This is a genomic window from Soonwooa buanensis (genome assembly GCF_900167905.1).
GTDB classification, from domain to species: Bacteria; Bacteroidota; Bacteroidia; order Flavobacteriales; family Weeksellaceae; genus Soonwooa; species Soonwooa buanensis.
Genome location: NZ_FUYZ01000005.1, coordinates 99,624 through 117,470, shown reverse-complemented (window position 1 = coordinate 117,470; position 17,847 = coordinate 99,624). Strand labels below are relative to the sequence as shown.

Annotated in this window: 9 protein-coding genes; 7 read left to right on the top strand and 2 right to left on the bottom strand. The window is 33.9% G+C overall.

What is annotated here, in order from left to right; genetic code table 11:
• Positions 1-34: 34 nt before the first annotated feature.
• Positions 35-3,523: a glycosyltransferase family 117 protein gene (locus B5X62_RS08660; protein WP_079667037.1), complete on the bottom strand. Its 3,489-nt coding sequence runs from the start codon at positions 3,521-3,523 to the stop codon at positions 35-37.
• Positions 3,524-3,739: 216 nt separating this feature from the next.
• Here B5X62_RS08660 and B5X62_RS08655 point away from each other — a divergent pair, with 216 nt between their 5' ends.
• The 5 genes from B5X62_RS08655 (at position 3,740) to B5X62_RS08635 (ending at position 11,067) form a co-directional block, all read left to right on the top strand.
• The gene (locus B5X62_RS08655; RefSeq protein WP_079667036.1) at positions 3,740-4,777 is read left to right on the top strand and encodes a PLP-dependent cysteine synthase family protein; all 1,038 of its coding nucleotides are present in this window, start codon (positions 3,740-3,742) and stop codon (positions 4,775-4,777) included.
• Between the two features lie 50 nt (positions 4,778-4,827).
• Positions 4,828-6,099 carry an aminotransferase class I/II-fold pyridoxal phosphate-dependent enzyme gene (locus tag B5X62_RS08650; protein ID WP_079667035.1) on the top strand — a complete coding sequence of 424 codons (1,272 nt, stop codon included), beginning with the start codon at positions 4,828-4,830 and terminating at the stop codon, positions 6,097-6,099.
• 505 nt (positions 6,100-6,604) lie between these two features.
• Positions 6,605-9,292, top strand: coding sequence for a T9SS-dependent M36 family metallopeptidase (locus tag B5X62_RS08645; RefSeq protein ID WP_079667034.1), 2,688 nt, complete (start codon positions 6,605-6,607; stop codon positions 9,290-9,292).
• Between the two features lie 289 nt (positions 9,293-9,581).
• Positions 9,582-10,058, top strand: a complete 477-nt coding sequence (locus B5X62_RS08640) for a SixA phosphatase family protein (RefSeq protein ID WP_079667033.1) — start codon at positions 9,582-9,584, stop codon at positions 10,056-10,058.
• Between the two features lie 124 nt (positions 10,059-10,182).
• A complete protein-coding gene (locus B5X62_RS08635) occupies positions 10,183-11,067 on the top strand; it encodes a hypothetical protein (RefSeq protein ID WP_079667032.1) in 885 nt (294 codons plus the stop codon).
• 49 nt (positions 11,068-11,116) lie between these two features.
• Here the strand turns inward: B5X62_RS08635 and B5X62_RS08630 are convergent, their stop codons facing one another.
• Entirely contained in the window at positions 11,117-12,475 is a 1,359-nt protein-coding gene (locus B5X62_RS08630; protein WP_079667031.1) for a T9SS type A sorting domain-containing protein, read from the bottom strand.
• A 540-nt stretch (positions 12,476-13,015) separates the two neighbouring features.
• Between B5X62_RS08630 and B5X62_RS08625 the strand changes: the two genes are divergently transcribed.
• Entirely contained in the window at positions 13,016-16,495 is a 3,480-nt protein-coding gene (locus tag B5X62_RS08625) for a hypothetical protein (RefSeq protein WP_144038341.1), read from the top strand.
• 18 nt (positions 16,496-16,513) lie between these two features.
• Positions 16,514-17,659, top strand: coding sequence for a hypothetical protein (locus B5X62_RS08620; RefSeq protein ID WP_079667029.1), 1,146 nt, complete (start codon positions 16,514-16,516; stop codon positions 17,657-17,659).
• The last annotated feature ends 188 nt before the right edge of the window (positions 17,660-17,847 follow it).

Sequence of the window (17,847 nt, the reverse complement as noted above, 5' to 3'; positions counted from 1 at the left end):
TAAGACCTGTATTTATTTTAATTTTCAATAAATTTTATTGCGCGACTTTCATCAAAGCTTGTGTCACTTGTGCTTCTTTTTCTGTGGCGTAAGTTGTGTCATACTTATTGGTCACATCAAATAGATATTGATAGAAGTTTGTAATGTTATGAGATTCGTCCAATCTATTAAAAGCTTTCTCCTTTCCTAACATTTGTAACTCTTTTACAAAAGCATCAAATCGTTTATCAATAACTGAAACAGCATTAACCGTGTATTGATAACCTTTGTCTTTTTGACCTATCACATTATAAGCTTCCGAAATAGAATTCACTAAATACGCATATTCCATTGGTTTTGCTCCCATTTGTCTAGCCGAATAAGCTTGGAACTGAGGCGTTAAACCTAAATAATAATCGTATTCTTTAAAGATATCTTTCTTAATAGCCTCCGCCATTTTAAGACCTTTCTGTTCGTCACCAGCAACAATGTATGCATAAGCAATTGCACTTACAGAACGTGGATCATTGTATTTTGACTCAGGAATTTCTTTACTAATAAGATTAAGTAATTCGATGGCTTTTGCTTTTTGACCAGTTTGCGCCAAAGCAACAGCAGCACGACTTGTCGACAATCTGTAACCTAAAATATTTTCTAATGCAGCAACATCAAAATGAACATTCAGATCTTTGAAATTACCCCATTTATAATTTTTAACAACATTATACATCTGCTCAGCATTAACTCTTCCCATTTCACCAGAGTCAGATTCTGGCGTTTTGATCGGAACCAAACGATAACTGAAACCATCCAACTGAAGATAATCTTGAAGGAAGAATACGTTTTCAGAATCGTACACGCCACCATTTGAGAAGTTAAGCGGGCGTTTCCAATCAAAGTTTGCAAGAATATCCAACAACATCAAATTGTTTTTGAACATGCTATTTTTCTTGTAATTAATCGTAATTGATTTTTCAGCTAAAGGCGCTTCAGCCGCAGTAATAATACCAGATTTAACAGCATTATTAATATTAACTGGCAATACAAATTTAGAAACTGGGATAAAATTAAAACGTTCTGTTTTGCTATTTTCACCGAAAATCATTTTTAAGATTTCGGTTTTATTTTCAGATTTTTGCTTTAAGAAATTAACTGCTTCTTTAACCGTCATCGAGTCTTGCGTTAAGAATTTTCTATATTCAGCAAACTCCGTTTCTGGCGCACCCGCTTGGTGTAGATTAGCAAAAATATTCTCCCAATCTTTTTTGGTCATCATATAGACTTGGTCATTCGCGCCATCTCTATAATCTTCGTGTACAAATGTTGAAGGAACTGGCGCAGCTTCGTAAGTTTTACGCTTCATTTGGTCAAGATACCAAGGCGTTGCTAACAATGTAAAGTTTACGATTTTAACATCTGGACGCATCTCTTCCGTTTCTTGTAATCCCCAAACTGGGTAAGTATCATTATCTCCAAATACAAACAATAATGCATTTTTCTGTAAAGATTTAATAGAAGAATAAGAATAATCGTAGGCCGCACTTCTTTTACTTCTGTCATGCGAATTATAATTCTGGAAGCCCATCATTAACGGAATTGCAATTAATACCGCACCTAGAGCCCAGTTTACATTTTTGCTATCCGCTTTTCGTTGTACAAAATGGAAAACCGTTGCTGCTCCCAAACCAATCCAAATCGCAAAGGCATAGAAAGCGCCAACCATCGCATAGTCACGTTCTCTAACTTCGAAAGGTTTAACACCTGTGTAGAAAACAATCGCGACACTCGTCAATATAAATAAGGATAAAATGGCATAAAATCTTCCAAAATCTCTATTAAGTTGGAAGAAGAATCCTAACAATCCTAGTAATAACGGCAACATGAAAAAGTAAACTGTACTTGTATTTCGGAATTTCGCAGGCATATCATTTTGATTACCCCAAAGATTATTATCAATAAAAGAAATCCCTGTTATGAAGTTACCATTCGTGTTTTGCATATTTCCTTCAAGGTCATTTTGTCTTCCTGAGAAGTTCCAAAGTAGATATCGAACGAAATAATAATAGTTTTGAAATGTGATAAAATAATCTAAATTTTGTGCTAAACTTGGACGCTGAACATTAATTAATTCAAACTGTTTAGCCTCGTTATAATCGCTATATTTTAAACTTCCGTTCTCGAATTTCTTTCTTAAACCATCGAAATATTGTTGTGCTTCTTGGCTATTTGCAGCGTCCTCGTTATCATAATTAAATGTAAAATCTGGCGCACCATACATCGACATGTAATTAGCAATAACGCTTTTATCTTCACTGAACATTCTCGGTAGGAAGCTAACTTGCGCAGGATTAAAAACATAATTAAAACGCTCACCAACCACACGATAACGTCCAGATTTTTCATCTTTTTCGTAAATATCACCAGTTTTGTCAGTTTTAAAACTTCCGTCTTCGTTTTTAAGAATTCCGTTGTAATCTAGATATGCTGTATAATTTTGACCATACATTGTAGGCCAATCACCGTACTGCACACGATTATAGTAATCTAACATCCCAATTGCGTTATCAGGATCATTCAGGTTCATAGGAGGATTTGCGTTGGCACGAATCGGAATCACCATCCAACAAGAGAAACCAATCACCATATATACAATCGACAAAGCAATCGTTTGATACAGCGACTTCCCTATTTTTCTTGAATAATTGATTAAGAAATAACAAATCAAAACCAAAACTGCAAAAGCGAAAATCGTCCCACTATTGAAAGGAAGTCCCATTCCGTTAACGAAGAAGATTTCACTCTTACCAAATAAAGTCATGATCAAAGGGAAAATACCTTTAAAAACAACACCTAATATTAATAAGGTAACAAGATTTGCGATGATAAAATTCTTCCAAGTGAATTTATAATTACGAGCATAATACACAAAACAAGCTGCTGGCAATGCCAACATACACATCATGTGTACCCCAACAGAAAGTCCTACTATAAAGAAAATTAGGATAATCCAACGCTCACTGCCACGGTCATGATATTCGTTCTCCCATTTAGTACTTAACCAAAGTAATAATGCAATAAACATGGTTGCCATCGCATATACTTCGCCTTCAACCGCTGAGTACCAAAATGTATCAGAAAATGTGAAAGCTAAAGCACCAATAGCTCCAGAAAACAATACGCCAATTTGCTCGGTTACCGAAAGATCCGAATATTCTTTATTAAATAATCTTCTTGTGAAATGTGTAATCGTCCAAAACAAAAATAAAATGGTGAACGCACTACAAATTGCCGACAAAGCATTAATTACTAAAGCATAGTTCTCGGAATTACCTAACGCAAACATCGCAAATACAGCTCCAATTAATTGAAATAAAGCTGCACCAGGCGCGTGCGTTACTTCCAGTTTAACTGCGGAAGAAATATATTCTCCGCAATCCCAAAAGCTGAGACGACGCTCCATCGTTGATAAATACGTGATTAAAGCAATGCCAAAAACAACCCAACCCAAGATGGTATTCCATTGTTTAAAAGTCCAATTCTTCATATTTTACACAAATTAGTGCGAAAATAAGACTTTTAACTGATTTTCATTCGTCTTTTAACAGAATTTTAATTTTTGGCGCAATATTTGAAAGTTTGATAATACTTTAAAAAACCATGAAAAAGCAATAGCTGATATTTTTTAGTGATAAAGACTAACTTCGCTATTATTTTTTTTGTATTTTTGCAAACAGTTTTTTAGTGAGAAAAATGTTAAATAATGACTAATGTATACGATAACATTCTTGGTTTAATTGGGAATACTCCCCTTATAAAATTAAATCAAGTTACAAAGGACATTCCTGCGACTGTATACGCTAAGTTGGAATCTTATAACCCTGGACATTCTACCAAAGATAGAATAGCGCTTCATATTATAGAAAGTGCCGAAAAGAAAGGACTATTGAAGCCTGACTCTGTCGTTGTAGAAACTACTTCGGGCAATACGGGTTTCTCTCTAGCAATGGTGTGTATTATCAAAGGTTACAAATGTATCCTGGCTGTAAGTGACAAAACAAAACCTGAAAAAATCGCCTACCTAAAAGCTTTAGGAGCAACAGTTTTCGTTTGTCCAGCTAACGTAGCAGCCGACGATCCTCGATCTTATTACGAAGTCGCTAAGCGTATTGCTAGCGAAACGCCTAATTCAATCTATATCAATCAATATTTTAATGAATTAAATATTGATGCGCACTACCAGACAACTGGTCCCGAAATTTGGGAACAAACACAAGGTAAAATAACTCATCTTGTGGCTTGTACTGGTACTGGCGGAACATTAACTGGATCGGCTAAGTATTTGAAAGAACAAAATCCAGACATCCAAATTATTGGTGTTGATGCTGATGGTTCTATTCTTAAAACTTATCATGAGACAGGTAAAATAGATAAAACTCAGATTCATCCTTATCAGATTGAAGGCATGGGGAAAAACTTAATTCCTTCTGCACTTTTATTTGAAAAAGTGGATCGTTTTATCAAAGTTAATGATGAGATGAGTGCTTACCGCACAAGAGAAATTGCTCTTAAAGAAGCAATCATGGGCGGTTACACAACTGGTGCTGCGGTGCAAGGATTAATACAATATACTAATATCAATCCTCTTAAAGAGACTGATGTTGTTGTTGTGATTTTCCCAGACCACGGTTCTCGTTACATTACTAAAGTGTATAGTGACAAATGGATGGCAGAGCAAGGTTTTGTCAACAATTGCTTTCACAATTACGAAGAAGTTTTTAAAACAGAAATAATTAAATAAAAATACTCCCGGTTTTTATCGGGAGCTTATTTTTTATAAAGAAATAGTACATGGATATTTTTGACAGAATTAAACAAAACCCTGGACCATTAGGACAATTTGCAGATTATGGCGAAGGTTATTTTATATTCCCTAGATTAGAAGGACCAATCGGACCAAGAATGCAGTTCCAAGGTAAAGAAGTTATCTTTTGGAGTGCCAACGATTATTTAGGGCTTTGTAATCATCCAGAAGTTATCGCTGCAGATGCAAAAGCAGCAGCAGAATACGGCATGTTCTACCCAATGGGCGCACGTGCAATGTCTGGAGAAACTGACCAACACTTACAATTGGAAAGAGAGTTAGCAGATTTCGTTCAAAAAGAATCGGCTTATCTACTTAACTTTGGTTACCAAGGTATGGTCTCTACAATCGATGCTTTGGTTGATCGTCATGACGTTATTGTCTATGATATGGATTCTCACGCTTGTATCGTTGACGGTGTAAGGTTGCACTCTGGTAAGCGTTTTACTTACAAGCATAACGATATCGAAAGTTTAGAAAAAAACTTAAAAAGAGCGACTAAAGTAGCAGAAGAAACAGGTGGCGGAATTTTAGTAATTACTGAAGGTGTTTTCGGAATGCGAGGACAACAAGGTAAATTAAAAGAAATTTGCGCGCTAAAAGATAAATACCAATTCAGATTATTGGTTGACGATGCACACGGATTCGGGACTTTAGGTGAAACTGGAGCTGGTGCTGGTGAAGAGCAAGGATGTCAAGATCAGATTGATGTATATTTCTCAACATTTGCTAAGTCAATGGCAGGTTTTGGAGCATTTATCGCTGGTAACAAAGATATCATTAGATATTTAAAATTTAATTTAAGATCTCAGATTTTTGCTAAATCTTTGACAATGCCGATGGTTATTGGTGGTCTTAAAAGATTAGAATTACTAAGAACGCGTCCAGAGATTAAAGCTAAACTTTGGGAAAACGTATATAAACTACAAAACGGATTAACAGAAAGAGGTTTTAACCTTGGTGATACCAACACTTGTGTTACGCCAGTTATGATGCAAGGTACACCAGTTGAAGCGACACTTCTAGTAAAAGATCTTCGTGAAAACTTCGGAATCTTCACATCGGTTGTTGTATATCCAGTTATTCCGAAAGGGATGATTTTATTAAGATTAATCCCAACCGCTTCTCATACAGACGCTGAGATTAATGAAACTTTGGCTGCTTTTGAAGCAATCCATGATAAATTGGTTAGCGGACATTATAAAGAACAAGCTGAAAAATTGTTAGCAGAGCAACATTTAGAATTCAAACCAATCTAGGTTTTAAAAATACAATACTGACAACGTCGATTTCTTTCTAGAAGTCGACGTTTTTTTATTTATTAAATTAATAAAATATCAATACATTTTCTAACAATATTGTAATAATTTATTTTTTAATAAAGTAAATAAAAACCCACTTTCTTCATAAATTGAATTTATAAAAAATCACTGCATTTTAAAAAATTAACTAACGTTAGTTAGTTTTTCGATAGATAAATTATCTACTCTTCGTACTAAATTCAACAATAATCATTCGCAATATATTGATTTCTAATACGTTACAAAAATTTTAAATTTTTCTTGCATCATTAACAAATGTTTGTATATTTAAAACCGAACAAAAACAGTAATATTTTCTAAATCTTATACTATTTTCAAAATATCTTTTTGTTTATATAAAATTTTAAGGATTTTATATTTAAAAATTACAATAAACCAAACAACAATTTTAATTCTTAAATTATTCAGTTAACTGAAAATTTTAACCAACACCTGAGTTACTATGAAAAGAAATCAACTAAAGGCTTTTTTAATTCTACCAGCTGTTTTCGCATTTATTTTTGGAAACGCACAATCTTACGAAGATCAAATTTCACAATATTTAAAATCTGATAAAAAAATGGCTGCAGTGCCAACTGCAATCAACGATTTTAAAATTAGAAATATCGACAACTCTCAATCTATGAATGCAGATGTGGTAGTTGTGCAACAAAAAATAAACGGAATACCTGTTTTTGCAAAATCTGCAACTTTTTTAATAAAGGATAAAAAAATAGTTTCCGCAACCAACGGATTTGCAACTTCAGTTACTAGCACATCTAATATTGCAAGTAATAAAGCTAGCCTAAGTGCCGAAAGTGCATTCGCTATTGCTGCTAATCGTTTGAAAATTAAAAATCAAGCAGATTATAAATTCGCAAAAAATAATTATGATAAAAAAGGACTTTTAAAAATAAATTCTGTTGGCGATGTAACTGACGAACTAGTTTATTTTATTAAAGGAACGGAAGCTAGATTGGCACATCAAATAAGATTTACTGAAAAAGGAACTTCAAATAGTTGGTTGACTTTAGTAGATGCTCAAAATTCTGAAATTCTTTTCCAATACAATACAACTGTTAAAGATCACTTTCATGACAGTGAGAGTTTTTTAGCTCAAAATTATAATTCTGAAAATGCAAAAAAAACATTTGCATTTCCACAGAATAAAACAGCAACCACTAGCCTACTAAAATCTAGTGCTGCAAAATATAATGTCTTCAAACTACCTGTAGAATCTCCAAGTTTTGGAAATCGTACAATTGTTGATGAACCATTTAACCAAACTTATGCGCCACTTGGTTGGAATAATACAGGAGATGCTGACCTTACAGATTTGCATGATTTTACAGTAGGAAATAATGTTACGAGCTACTCTGACCCAGATAATACTGACCAACTTGTAGATCCTGCACAATTAGCTTATGGTGGAACAGAGCGTAATTTTGATTTCCCTTATGACGGAAGTCTTCCTGCATATACTTTTAGAGATGCTGCATTAACCAACTTGTTTTATATTAATAACATGGTTCATGATGTATCGTATCAATTCGGATTTACAGAAAGTGCAAGAAATTTTCAATATAACAACCTTGGCAAAGGTGGTGAAGAAAAAGATTTTATATTAGCACAAGGACAAGATGGCGGAGGACTGGATAATGCTAATTTTGCACCTTACCCAGAAGGTACACCAGGCGTTATGCAAATGTATCTTTGGACACCTCCATATTATAGCGGTGTTCATGTAAATGCACCTTCGGACTTGGCAGATTTTGCTACAGATACCAAATTTCCGATGACCATAACATCTTGGCCAGAAAATGGTGTCACTGGCGACCTTGTAGTTGCACAGCCAGAAGATGCTTGTACCGAGCTAACTAATAATGTGACAGGTAAAATCGTCCTTGTAAAACGCGGCACATGTACCTTTACTGACAAATCTTTATATGTTTTAGCAGGTGGTGCAGCCGGTGCTTTATTCTACAATGCAAACCCAGCAGATGCAGTAGTTTCTTATGCTCCAACTTTTTATGAAGAACCAGTTTACAGTGCATTGATCAACAACGAATCTGGGCTTAAACTAAAACAAAAACTAGATCAAAATATACCAGTAAACATTAACATTAATAAAGATTATACAACGATTACTCAACCCGATGGTAGTCTTGATAACGCCATTGTCTCTCATGAATATACACATGGTATCTCTAACAGATTAACAGGATTAGGCGATGGGACATGTCTTAACGCAGGCTACTCTAATGAACAAATGGGCGAAGGTTGGTCAGATTATATGGCATTAATGCTTACCTTAAGACCAACTGACAATGCAACAATCCCTAGAGGAATCGGAACTTATGCACTTAGTGAACCTACAACAGGTGCGGGTATTCGTCCTGCTAAATACTCTCCGGACTTCAGCATTAACAATTTCACATATGGTAAAACTAATGGTATGGAGGTTCCAGCTGCAATGTTCGGAGTTAATATTGGAACAGTGCCTGACGTACATTCAATAGGATTTGTGTGGGCAACAATGCTATGGGATCTTACATGGAAAATGGTTGATAAATACGGTTACAATTCTGATGTAACTGCAGACGCTAACAGTGGTACAGCTAAAACACTACAATTGGTGATGGATGGTATGAAGTTACAGCAATGTAACCCGTCCTTCATTAATGGTAGAGATGCAATAATAGAAGCTGATCAGCAGATAAATAACGGTGCTAACAAATGTTTGATATGGGATGTCTTCGCAAACAGAGGTCTTGGTGTTAATGCAAGTCCTGGTGGACTAAACGGTAACTGGTATCAGCTAGATGAACCAAATCCAGAACTATATGACCAAGTTGAAGACTTTGAAGTTCCTCAAGAATGTAAGTTAGCAACAAACGAAACTGCTTCTAAAACAGATACTAGCATCTATCCTAATCCTGCAAAAGACCAAATTTTCATAAATACTAAAAATGCAAAAGGCAACTTAATTGTTAAAATTTACAACATGGTTGGCAACCTTGTATCCGAAAGCAAAATCGCATCTGGTTCTAACCAAAGTATCAACACTTCTAAACTTACTAACGGCGTATACGTTGTTAAAGTTGAAGGATTTGGAATCGACCAATCTCAAAAATTGATAATTAGAAAGTAGCATTTCGAATTATATTATTTAATTTTACAAACGGGAAAGCGCAACCAATTGTGGTTGCGCTTTTTTATAGCAATGTTTCCTTTATAGTATCTTTATTCAGAAAGCATATTTATATTAACTTTTCTAACTTTTGACTCTTTAAAACAGAGCTAAACGATAACTGATTATTACTGAACAAATAATTGGACTTCCTGATCTAGAAAATTTTATGCATATCAGATTGATTTTCAAATTAATTAAATTTTGAAATGATTTTTTTCCTAATTTTATTTCTGAAGAAAAAAAGCACATGAAAACAATTTTGCTGATAAGACATGCCAAGAGCGACTGGCCAGAAGGCGTGGAAGATTTTGACCGCCCACTTACCGAAACAGGACAAGAAAATGCCCCAAGAATGGCGAATTTTCTAAAAAATAACTCCGTTAACATCGATACTTTTATTAGTAGTCCAGCTAAAAGAGCACAGGATACTTGCGCTCTATTTTCAAAAGTTTTCGACAAAAATTTTTCGACTGAACATCAACTTTATAACGCTCGAGAACAACATTTTGAAAACGTAATCTACGGACTTCCAAAAGATAGCAACTGTGTCGCAATATTTTCGCACAATAATGGTATTTCGAATTTTGCAAATTATTTAACGGACGAAATTATAAATCTCCCAACTTGCGGTGTTGTAGCTTATCAAGTAGATTGCGAAGATTGGTCAGATTTTGAAATGGCTAATAAAAAATTCTTGTACTTCTACTCTCCCAAAAATATTTGATTTTTTTTATAATAACTCTAATTTATTTAAAATCAAATAATTGCATTAAATAAATGTTTTTGAGGTACTCTTTTCGAATAAAACAATATTTTATTCTATAGAAACGTTATCAGAAAAACAAATCATGAAAAATATAACTTCTTCATTCTTAATAGTTTGTTGCTTATTTTCTTTTGCTCAAAATAAAAAATGCAATTATATCGAAGACTATTATCCGCACGTTTATAAAGCGCAAATTCAGTATTTAAAAAAAAATTTTGATTCTGCTTATGTCAATCTTAAAAAAGCAGAACAAAATTGTCAACTAATCTTCAATTCAATTCTCAGCGCTCCAGAAATGCTTGCTGGCATCGAAGCTAGTCGCAACAATAATAATGAAGCTTATAAGTATCTTAATTTTTTGTTCGAAAATGGATATTCTTTGGATTTGATAAGTGAAAATGAACATCTTCAAGTTTTAAAACAAGATAAAAATTGGACTCAGTTTGTTGAAAATTCAAAAATAATAAGAGACAACTGGCGACAAAATGTAAATGTAGCTTTGAGAAATGAATATCTGAAAATAAAATCTGAGGATCAACGGGTTAGATTAACAAATGTGTCAAAAGAAGAATTTGATAGGGTTGATAATTATAATGAAAACAGAATTAAAACAATGTTAAAAGAGTATGGCTACTTCAACCCAAAACTTATCGGTAACTATACTATTGACAACAAAAATGAATTTTTTACAACAATTGTACTACACCTCCGAGATATAGAATATTTCAAACCAATTTTCTTTAGTTATGTAAAAAACGGAGAAGCTCCTCCAGAGCTCTATGCCACTCTAATAGACGCAGCAGATAAAACTAATGGAATTTTCACTTACGGAATCATGACCGGTCTTGGTAATGACCAATTAAAAGACATCAAAAACCTTGACAAAAGACGCATAAGCGTTGGATTGCGTCCATGGAAAATGGAATTAGAATTCCGAAAGCTGGTCTATGGCGATATTCAACAATAGAAAAAGCGATGAACAAAATCCATCGCTTTCCACAATACAAAATATATAATTATTTAATTACCAACTTTTTAGAAATCCTGTTACCTTCAGGTGTATTAATAACCAAGATAAGATTCTTAGTTCCTTTTGCAGCTTGAGCAACATTAACATTAATGTGGTTAATTCCGTTTGATAAATTCTTATTTTCAGATTTTATAAGTTTACCATCAAGCGAATAAAGCTCGACTTTTGCAACGCCAGCTTTCGAAGTTCTCAAGTCAATATTAATGTCATCAATAACAGGATTAGGATATACATTAACTGTCAGTTTACTGGCCTCAACCTCATTGTTAGCTAGCACCAATTCAGGAATGTTAACAATCCATCCGTAAGCAACAACTGCAGGTCCATCTTCAAAACCGATGATAAATTTTCCATTTGGAGAAATTGCTAAAGCTGGCCCCATATTGTTAGCAGTACCACCACTTTGGACTGTAACGCCTCTCGATTCTAAATATGCTTTCAGATCTAGTGGTGTAGTCCCCAAATTCGGATGATATATCGTTGCAAAACGGTTACTTTGTCCTGCTGTATACCACATTCCTACAATAGTCCCGTCCTCCGAAATGCTTGAAAATGCACCTCCAAAATATTTAGTAGGATTAGGGTTTGCAAACTCCGTATATGTATCCGTAGCAGGATCGTAGATAAATGGTAAATTATCAAATTGTCCAACCGCTACCCCATTATTATTAATGGCTTTAACTTCGTTATTAATAACCTGCGGCAAATTTCCGCTGTTATTTTTGATGTACTTAAAAACACCCGAATTACTATATAAAGTCGGCACTCTTCTCGTACTTGTCAACGGAATATCAATCCATCCTGCAGTATCTCCAGCATTATTAACTGTTAAAAAAGTTCCGTCTACAAAATCAGAATTCGAAGCTCTACTGGTCACGCCTGTTGTTGTATCAAATATGAAAGGTATTACAATATCTTTTTGTAATTGATTGTCAAATAAGCCCATACTTCCGACAATATACTTTCCGTTTTCTGAAATTTGATACGGAACCCCTTCTGTATATAAAGTTGAATTAATTGTATTTGGCGGCAGCGGTATTGAAGTCCAAGAATTGCTACCATTAAGCTTGTAAGACGCAACTTTTTGAGCACCAACAGTAACACCAGCGGTCATATCGCCATTATTATTAATAGATCTCAATCTATAAACTACTGATTCTTTTGGAGTTACCACCTTCGTAGTCCAATCATACATTAATCCAAAACCAACCGCAACGCCATTATCGTTAACATCTTGAAACGCTGAATTGGGTTGTGTAATCTTTCTATATTCTTGCGCACTCATTGCAGAAGACACAAGAAGCATTGCTCCACAAAGTTGTAAAAGTAAATTTTTCTTTTTCATATTATTTAAGTTGTTATTTATCTCAACAATATTAAAACAAGCATCGAAAAGCTACAATTAATGCTATTTTAAAATGCATGAATTTTTAAACAAAAAATTAATACAAGACTAATATTCAACCTATTACAAAAATAATTTTGATAAGTAAAATGGCAGTTAATTGCTTTTTAAAAAGTCTTTAGGTTACCAATTTTAGCAAACAAAACGCAAATATTTTAATATCAATAGAGCACAAAAACCTAAGTCATGATTATCAATAAAATCTCTAATAATCTTCCAAAATGTCAAAAAATAACTTTTGAAAATCTGTCTACAAATACAAAATCAACCGTCTACAACAAGCTGCTAAAACATTAATAATCAAAACGTTAAATAAACTACTCTTCTAGGTAGTAGATGGAACTACCTTATAACTACCTCAGTAAAATTTAGTTTTAATTTTTAAATAAAACATCTTTGCGTCAAGATTGAAACGCCTGAGTTAAGTACTTATAAATGTCTAACTCAAAACCATTAACCAACTAACGAAAAACTAAAATTATGCTGAGAAGAAAATGTTCAATTCTCCTCCTGTTTGGGATGACGTTATTTCCCATGACACTAGTTAACGCTCAACTTGGCCAGATTACATCAGTTATTAGTATTGCAAGCAAGTATGCAACCTTACTGAAATCTAACCAAAATGACGTTATATACGCTGATGAGAATCTCAAAGATGAAATCGACGAGCATGTCAAGATTGCGATTATTCCTTTTAATACGGCGATATCGTACATCAAACCTTTAGATTACACCGAAGAAATTGCTGAACAACAATTTGAAAATCAACAGATGATTGGTAAATTGTTGCAAGAACAGTTTTGGGATGTATTTGATAATTACAAATCCGAAATTTATTTACAAGACATAAGAATAACCAATAAACTTCTTCAGGATATTGGCTACTTCTTACATCCTGGCGATTATCCACCATCATATTTAGCTAAATTATTAAATGTCGACGCCGTACTTATTTGTACGTATGACCTCGAAGTTGATAATCAAAAAACTGGTTGGCAGAACCTTTCTAAAGCTCTAAGTGATCTAGCAATATCTCAGCTTAAAGGAAATATTCCTGGGATACAGGCGCTTAAGTTTATAAAAAATCCAAATGCTTTAATAGATGCAATTACAAAACCTGGTGAGTTTTATCAAAAATTAAAATCTGGAGATATTGCCGCAATTACCTCGATTGCAGGATCTCTTCTTCCCGAAGGTAATTGGCAAAAAGTAGCAGAAATTGCAGCAAAAAATTCAAAAACGATAACTAAACTTACGAAAGGTGATACCTCAAATTTATTTAGTGATTTAGTTTCCAATAATGCCAGCTTATTAGGCAGCGAACTCAACCTTAACCCTCAAGTTGTCAAGTTGATACAAAACAACACTAAAGTTGTACAGAATGTAATTGACGGTAATACGAAAGGGATTATGTTCGATATTATTTCTAGTAATGTAACAAGTATTACGAGCAAATATGCAGGTGAACAAAATTCATTTTTGACGACGGCTCTTAGCAACAATGCAAGTATTATTGCGAAGTTAGCGACGGGTGACACTAGCAATTTGTTAAATGATGTTCTTGACAAAAATATCGGTCATGTAACCAACATGATTGGCGGTAATAATGCGTCTTTTTATTCTAATTTAATTTTGAATAATAAAGAACTAGTTGGTAAAGCTTTGAAGGGTGATTTCACAGCGTTGACAACAGATTTGTTAGTTAATAATATTTCTTTAATTGGCGAAAAACTTCCACTGGGTGAAGCTCAAAAATATGCCGCTTTACTAACCAATAAAGAAGCTGTTAAAGGCTTATTGTCTGGTAATACGCAATCTATTATTTCGACTTTAACACAAAGTGGAGCGCAGCTTTTCGGAGATCAAATAGGAAATGCGGATGTACAAAAATTTGCAAAACTTATTGCAAATAATAGAGAATTTATCCAAAGTACTATCGATGGTGACCCAAAAAAAATGCTGAATTCTTTATTAAGTAAAGACAGTAATATTCTTGGGACAGCACTAGACGCAGCACAATTGGGAAAATTTGGAGAAATCTTAAATAACAATTCTGATATTATTGTAAAACTAGCTTCTGGCGATACTTCTAATCTGTTGCAAGATATGTTAAGCAAGAACATTTCTACCATATCAGGAATGGTGCCGACCACTTCTTCTAATTTTTACACAGATTTAATTGTAAAAAATAAAGATCTTTTTGCGAAAGCTGTTAGTGGTGATTTTACTTCTTTCACAAGTGATTTACTAAGTAACAATGCTTCTTTAATTGGCGAAATTTTACCATCGGAAGAAGCAAAAAATTACGCCTCTCTTCTTACAAATAAAGAAGCTATCACCGGACTTTTATCTGGCGATACGCAAATGATTGTAACTAATTTGACAGAAAATGGTTTGAAAATTTTCGGAGATCAAATACAAAATGTTGATATTCAGAAATTTGCAAAACTACTTGGCAACAACAAAGATTTTTTACGAAATGCAATGAATGGCGATGCGAAAAGTATGATGACATCCTTACTTAGTAAAGATGCCAATCTTTTAGGAACTGTGCTGGACAAAAACCAGTTGGGCGAATTCGGAAATATTTTAATTGACAACCAAGAGCTTATCGGCAAGCTAGCATCTGGAGATACGTCGAATGCTTGGCAAGAGGCTTTGGGTAATAATGTTGGGCGATTGGTAGGTAGTTTCGGAGATGAGTCAACGTCATTTTATACCAATTTAATTTTAAAAAATAAAGACCATTTGGGAGGAATCATCAAAGGTGATTATTCTGGATTGGTGAATATGGCTCTAGCAAATAGTAGCCAAATTATCGGTAACAAATTATCGACAGATGGCGTCCAAAAATATGCTTCAATATTAACGGATAAAAACAACATCAGCAGTTTAATAGATCTTGATCAAGAATCGATTATTAATAATCTTACACAAAACGGAACTCAACTTTTTGGAAACAAATTAGAAGGTATCGATATCCAGCAACTTGGACTATTCATCAGTAATAACAAAGATTTTATCAGCAATATCAACAGCGGAAATATCCAAAATATTATCACTGGTTTATTACAGCAAAACAGAAATCTTTTTGGTGTAGAACTTAACTTCAGCCAGATTGGACAATTTGCTCAAATTATCGGCAGTTCAACAACTTTGTTAGGCGATATACTTAATGACAATTCGCCGTCAGGAACGCTTAAAGTTTGGTTTTCAGGTTTAAAAACGGGGCTTAACGACAATGCTATTTCCAAAGCTTCGGACTTGTTACTTAATAATAAAGAAGGTATTTTGTCTCTTCTAAAAGGTGATAAAATCCAACTCGCAAATCTTCTTGGTAATGACGAAGCCACAGCAAATATTTTAATTGATAACCGTTCAAAAATTAATCAATTATTAGGTATTGCAGCCGACGAAGATTTTACAATTCTTAATAAAACACCAGAAGAATTGGAAGTGCTTGCGTACAGATTATCTGATACCAAAGAAGTCCTTAATGGTATTGTAAAAGGCGATCATCAGGAGATTATGGCAAGTTATGCTAATGATAATTTAGGAATTGATAAAAACTTGTTTGCACAAATTTCTAAAGGATTAACGCAAGAACAGAAAACCGTTGCCGAAGTTATCGTGAATTCTAAAATCAACCAAATGTTATTAAATGATATGATCGATTTACAATTCTTTGATTTTGGTAAAGATGCATTATCTCACAAATATGACACGGTAAGCCTGCGTGAAAAGACATTTTCGCAAACGACGGCTTCTATCCTTGATCCAACATTAGATCCGAAAGACAAATCAAAATTTACCATTAACGTCTTCGGAAAAGATAGCGACAAAGTGCTTTGGCAATACATCAACGAAAATTCTAAAACCAGAATTTACGACATGTCAAAAACCGTTGTCAATGTTATCAAGAGACTCAACAAGAATTTCCCTTATTTCAACAATAACTAACAAACAAATCTTAACATCATGAAAAAAATTTTACTTTCTGCGCTTCTCCTTGTAGCAGCGTCACAAGTTAATGCCCAAATGGCGATGCCTCCAACAAAGGCAGTTACCAAAGCTATTAAGAAAAATCCACAAATCCTTAACGCAATTAACGCTAATCCACAGTTAATCAATTCATTAAACATGAATGAAAAACTATTGGATGCAGTCGTTGACGAACCTCAAGTTCTAAATTTAATAATTGCTAACCCGAACATTATCAATACAATTAATGCAAGTCCAGATTTTTTAAAATTATTGACTAAAAATGAAGATGTTGTTTTAGCTCTTAGTCTTAATCCAAGTATTGTCACTACACTAAATAACAATCCAGCTTTAATTAATAGCTTGGTTAAAAAACCAAAAACAATCAGCCAAATCGCAGGTTCTACAGGTAATCTAGGTAATATGATGGTTCAGTCGACTGGTACAGTGACGACAAAAGCACCTGAAGAAAAGAAAAAACCTAGTCTTGGAAACATGATTTTGGGTGCTGCAACTAATGGAATTATTGGTACAGATCCTTTTACTTCAGGAAAATTATTCCAAAAAAGTACTGATCTACAAACGAGTTTGGATAAGTCGAAAAACAAAAATATTTTCCTTTCAAAACGTTATGACGATTATATCACAGCACATAAGACTGTAGCAATTATTCCTTTTTCTGTTGACATCGAAGGTGAAAACAAAAAACAAATTACCAGTAAAAAAGAACGTGTCCGTAACGAAAAAGAAATAGAAGAAAAAGTACAAGAAAGCCTTTACAAATTTTTGTTAAGAAACCAAAATAGTTACTCTATTGAGTTTCAAGACATTAGCACAACCAATCTTAAACTAAAAAATAGCGGCATTATGTCGACACTTTATACAACGAGCAAAGAAGAAATTGCGAAAGCATTAGGTGTTGACGCTGTTATCGCTGGAGATTATGTACAAAAAATGAACAACAAAGAAAGTAAATCAGGTATCATCAAAATTACCTTATTCGACGGTGCTTCTGGCGATTGGGTTTGGAAATTGGACGAGAATGCTGGTTCTAAATATTCTCTAATCGATGAAACTGACAAACTAATGAATAATCTTATGGACAAAGTGGTTAACTACTTCCCATACAGAATGGCAAAATAAAAGCAAGTAGGTGATTTGTATTGTTTGAAAAAGGAAACTGTAACAATCATTCGACAATAATTTTCATTTGTAAAATCTCTATGTCTGCCTTTGAACACGCTATTTTAACATAGATTTCAGTATTTCAATCCAACTTACAAATGACTTTTAAAATCAAATTCATTGGAAAACTTCTACTTGCTTTATCG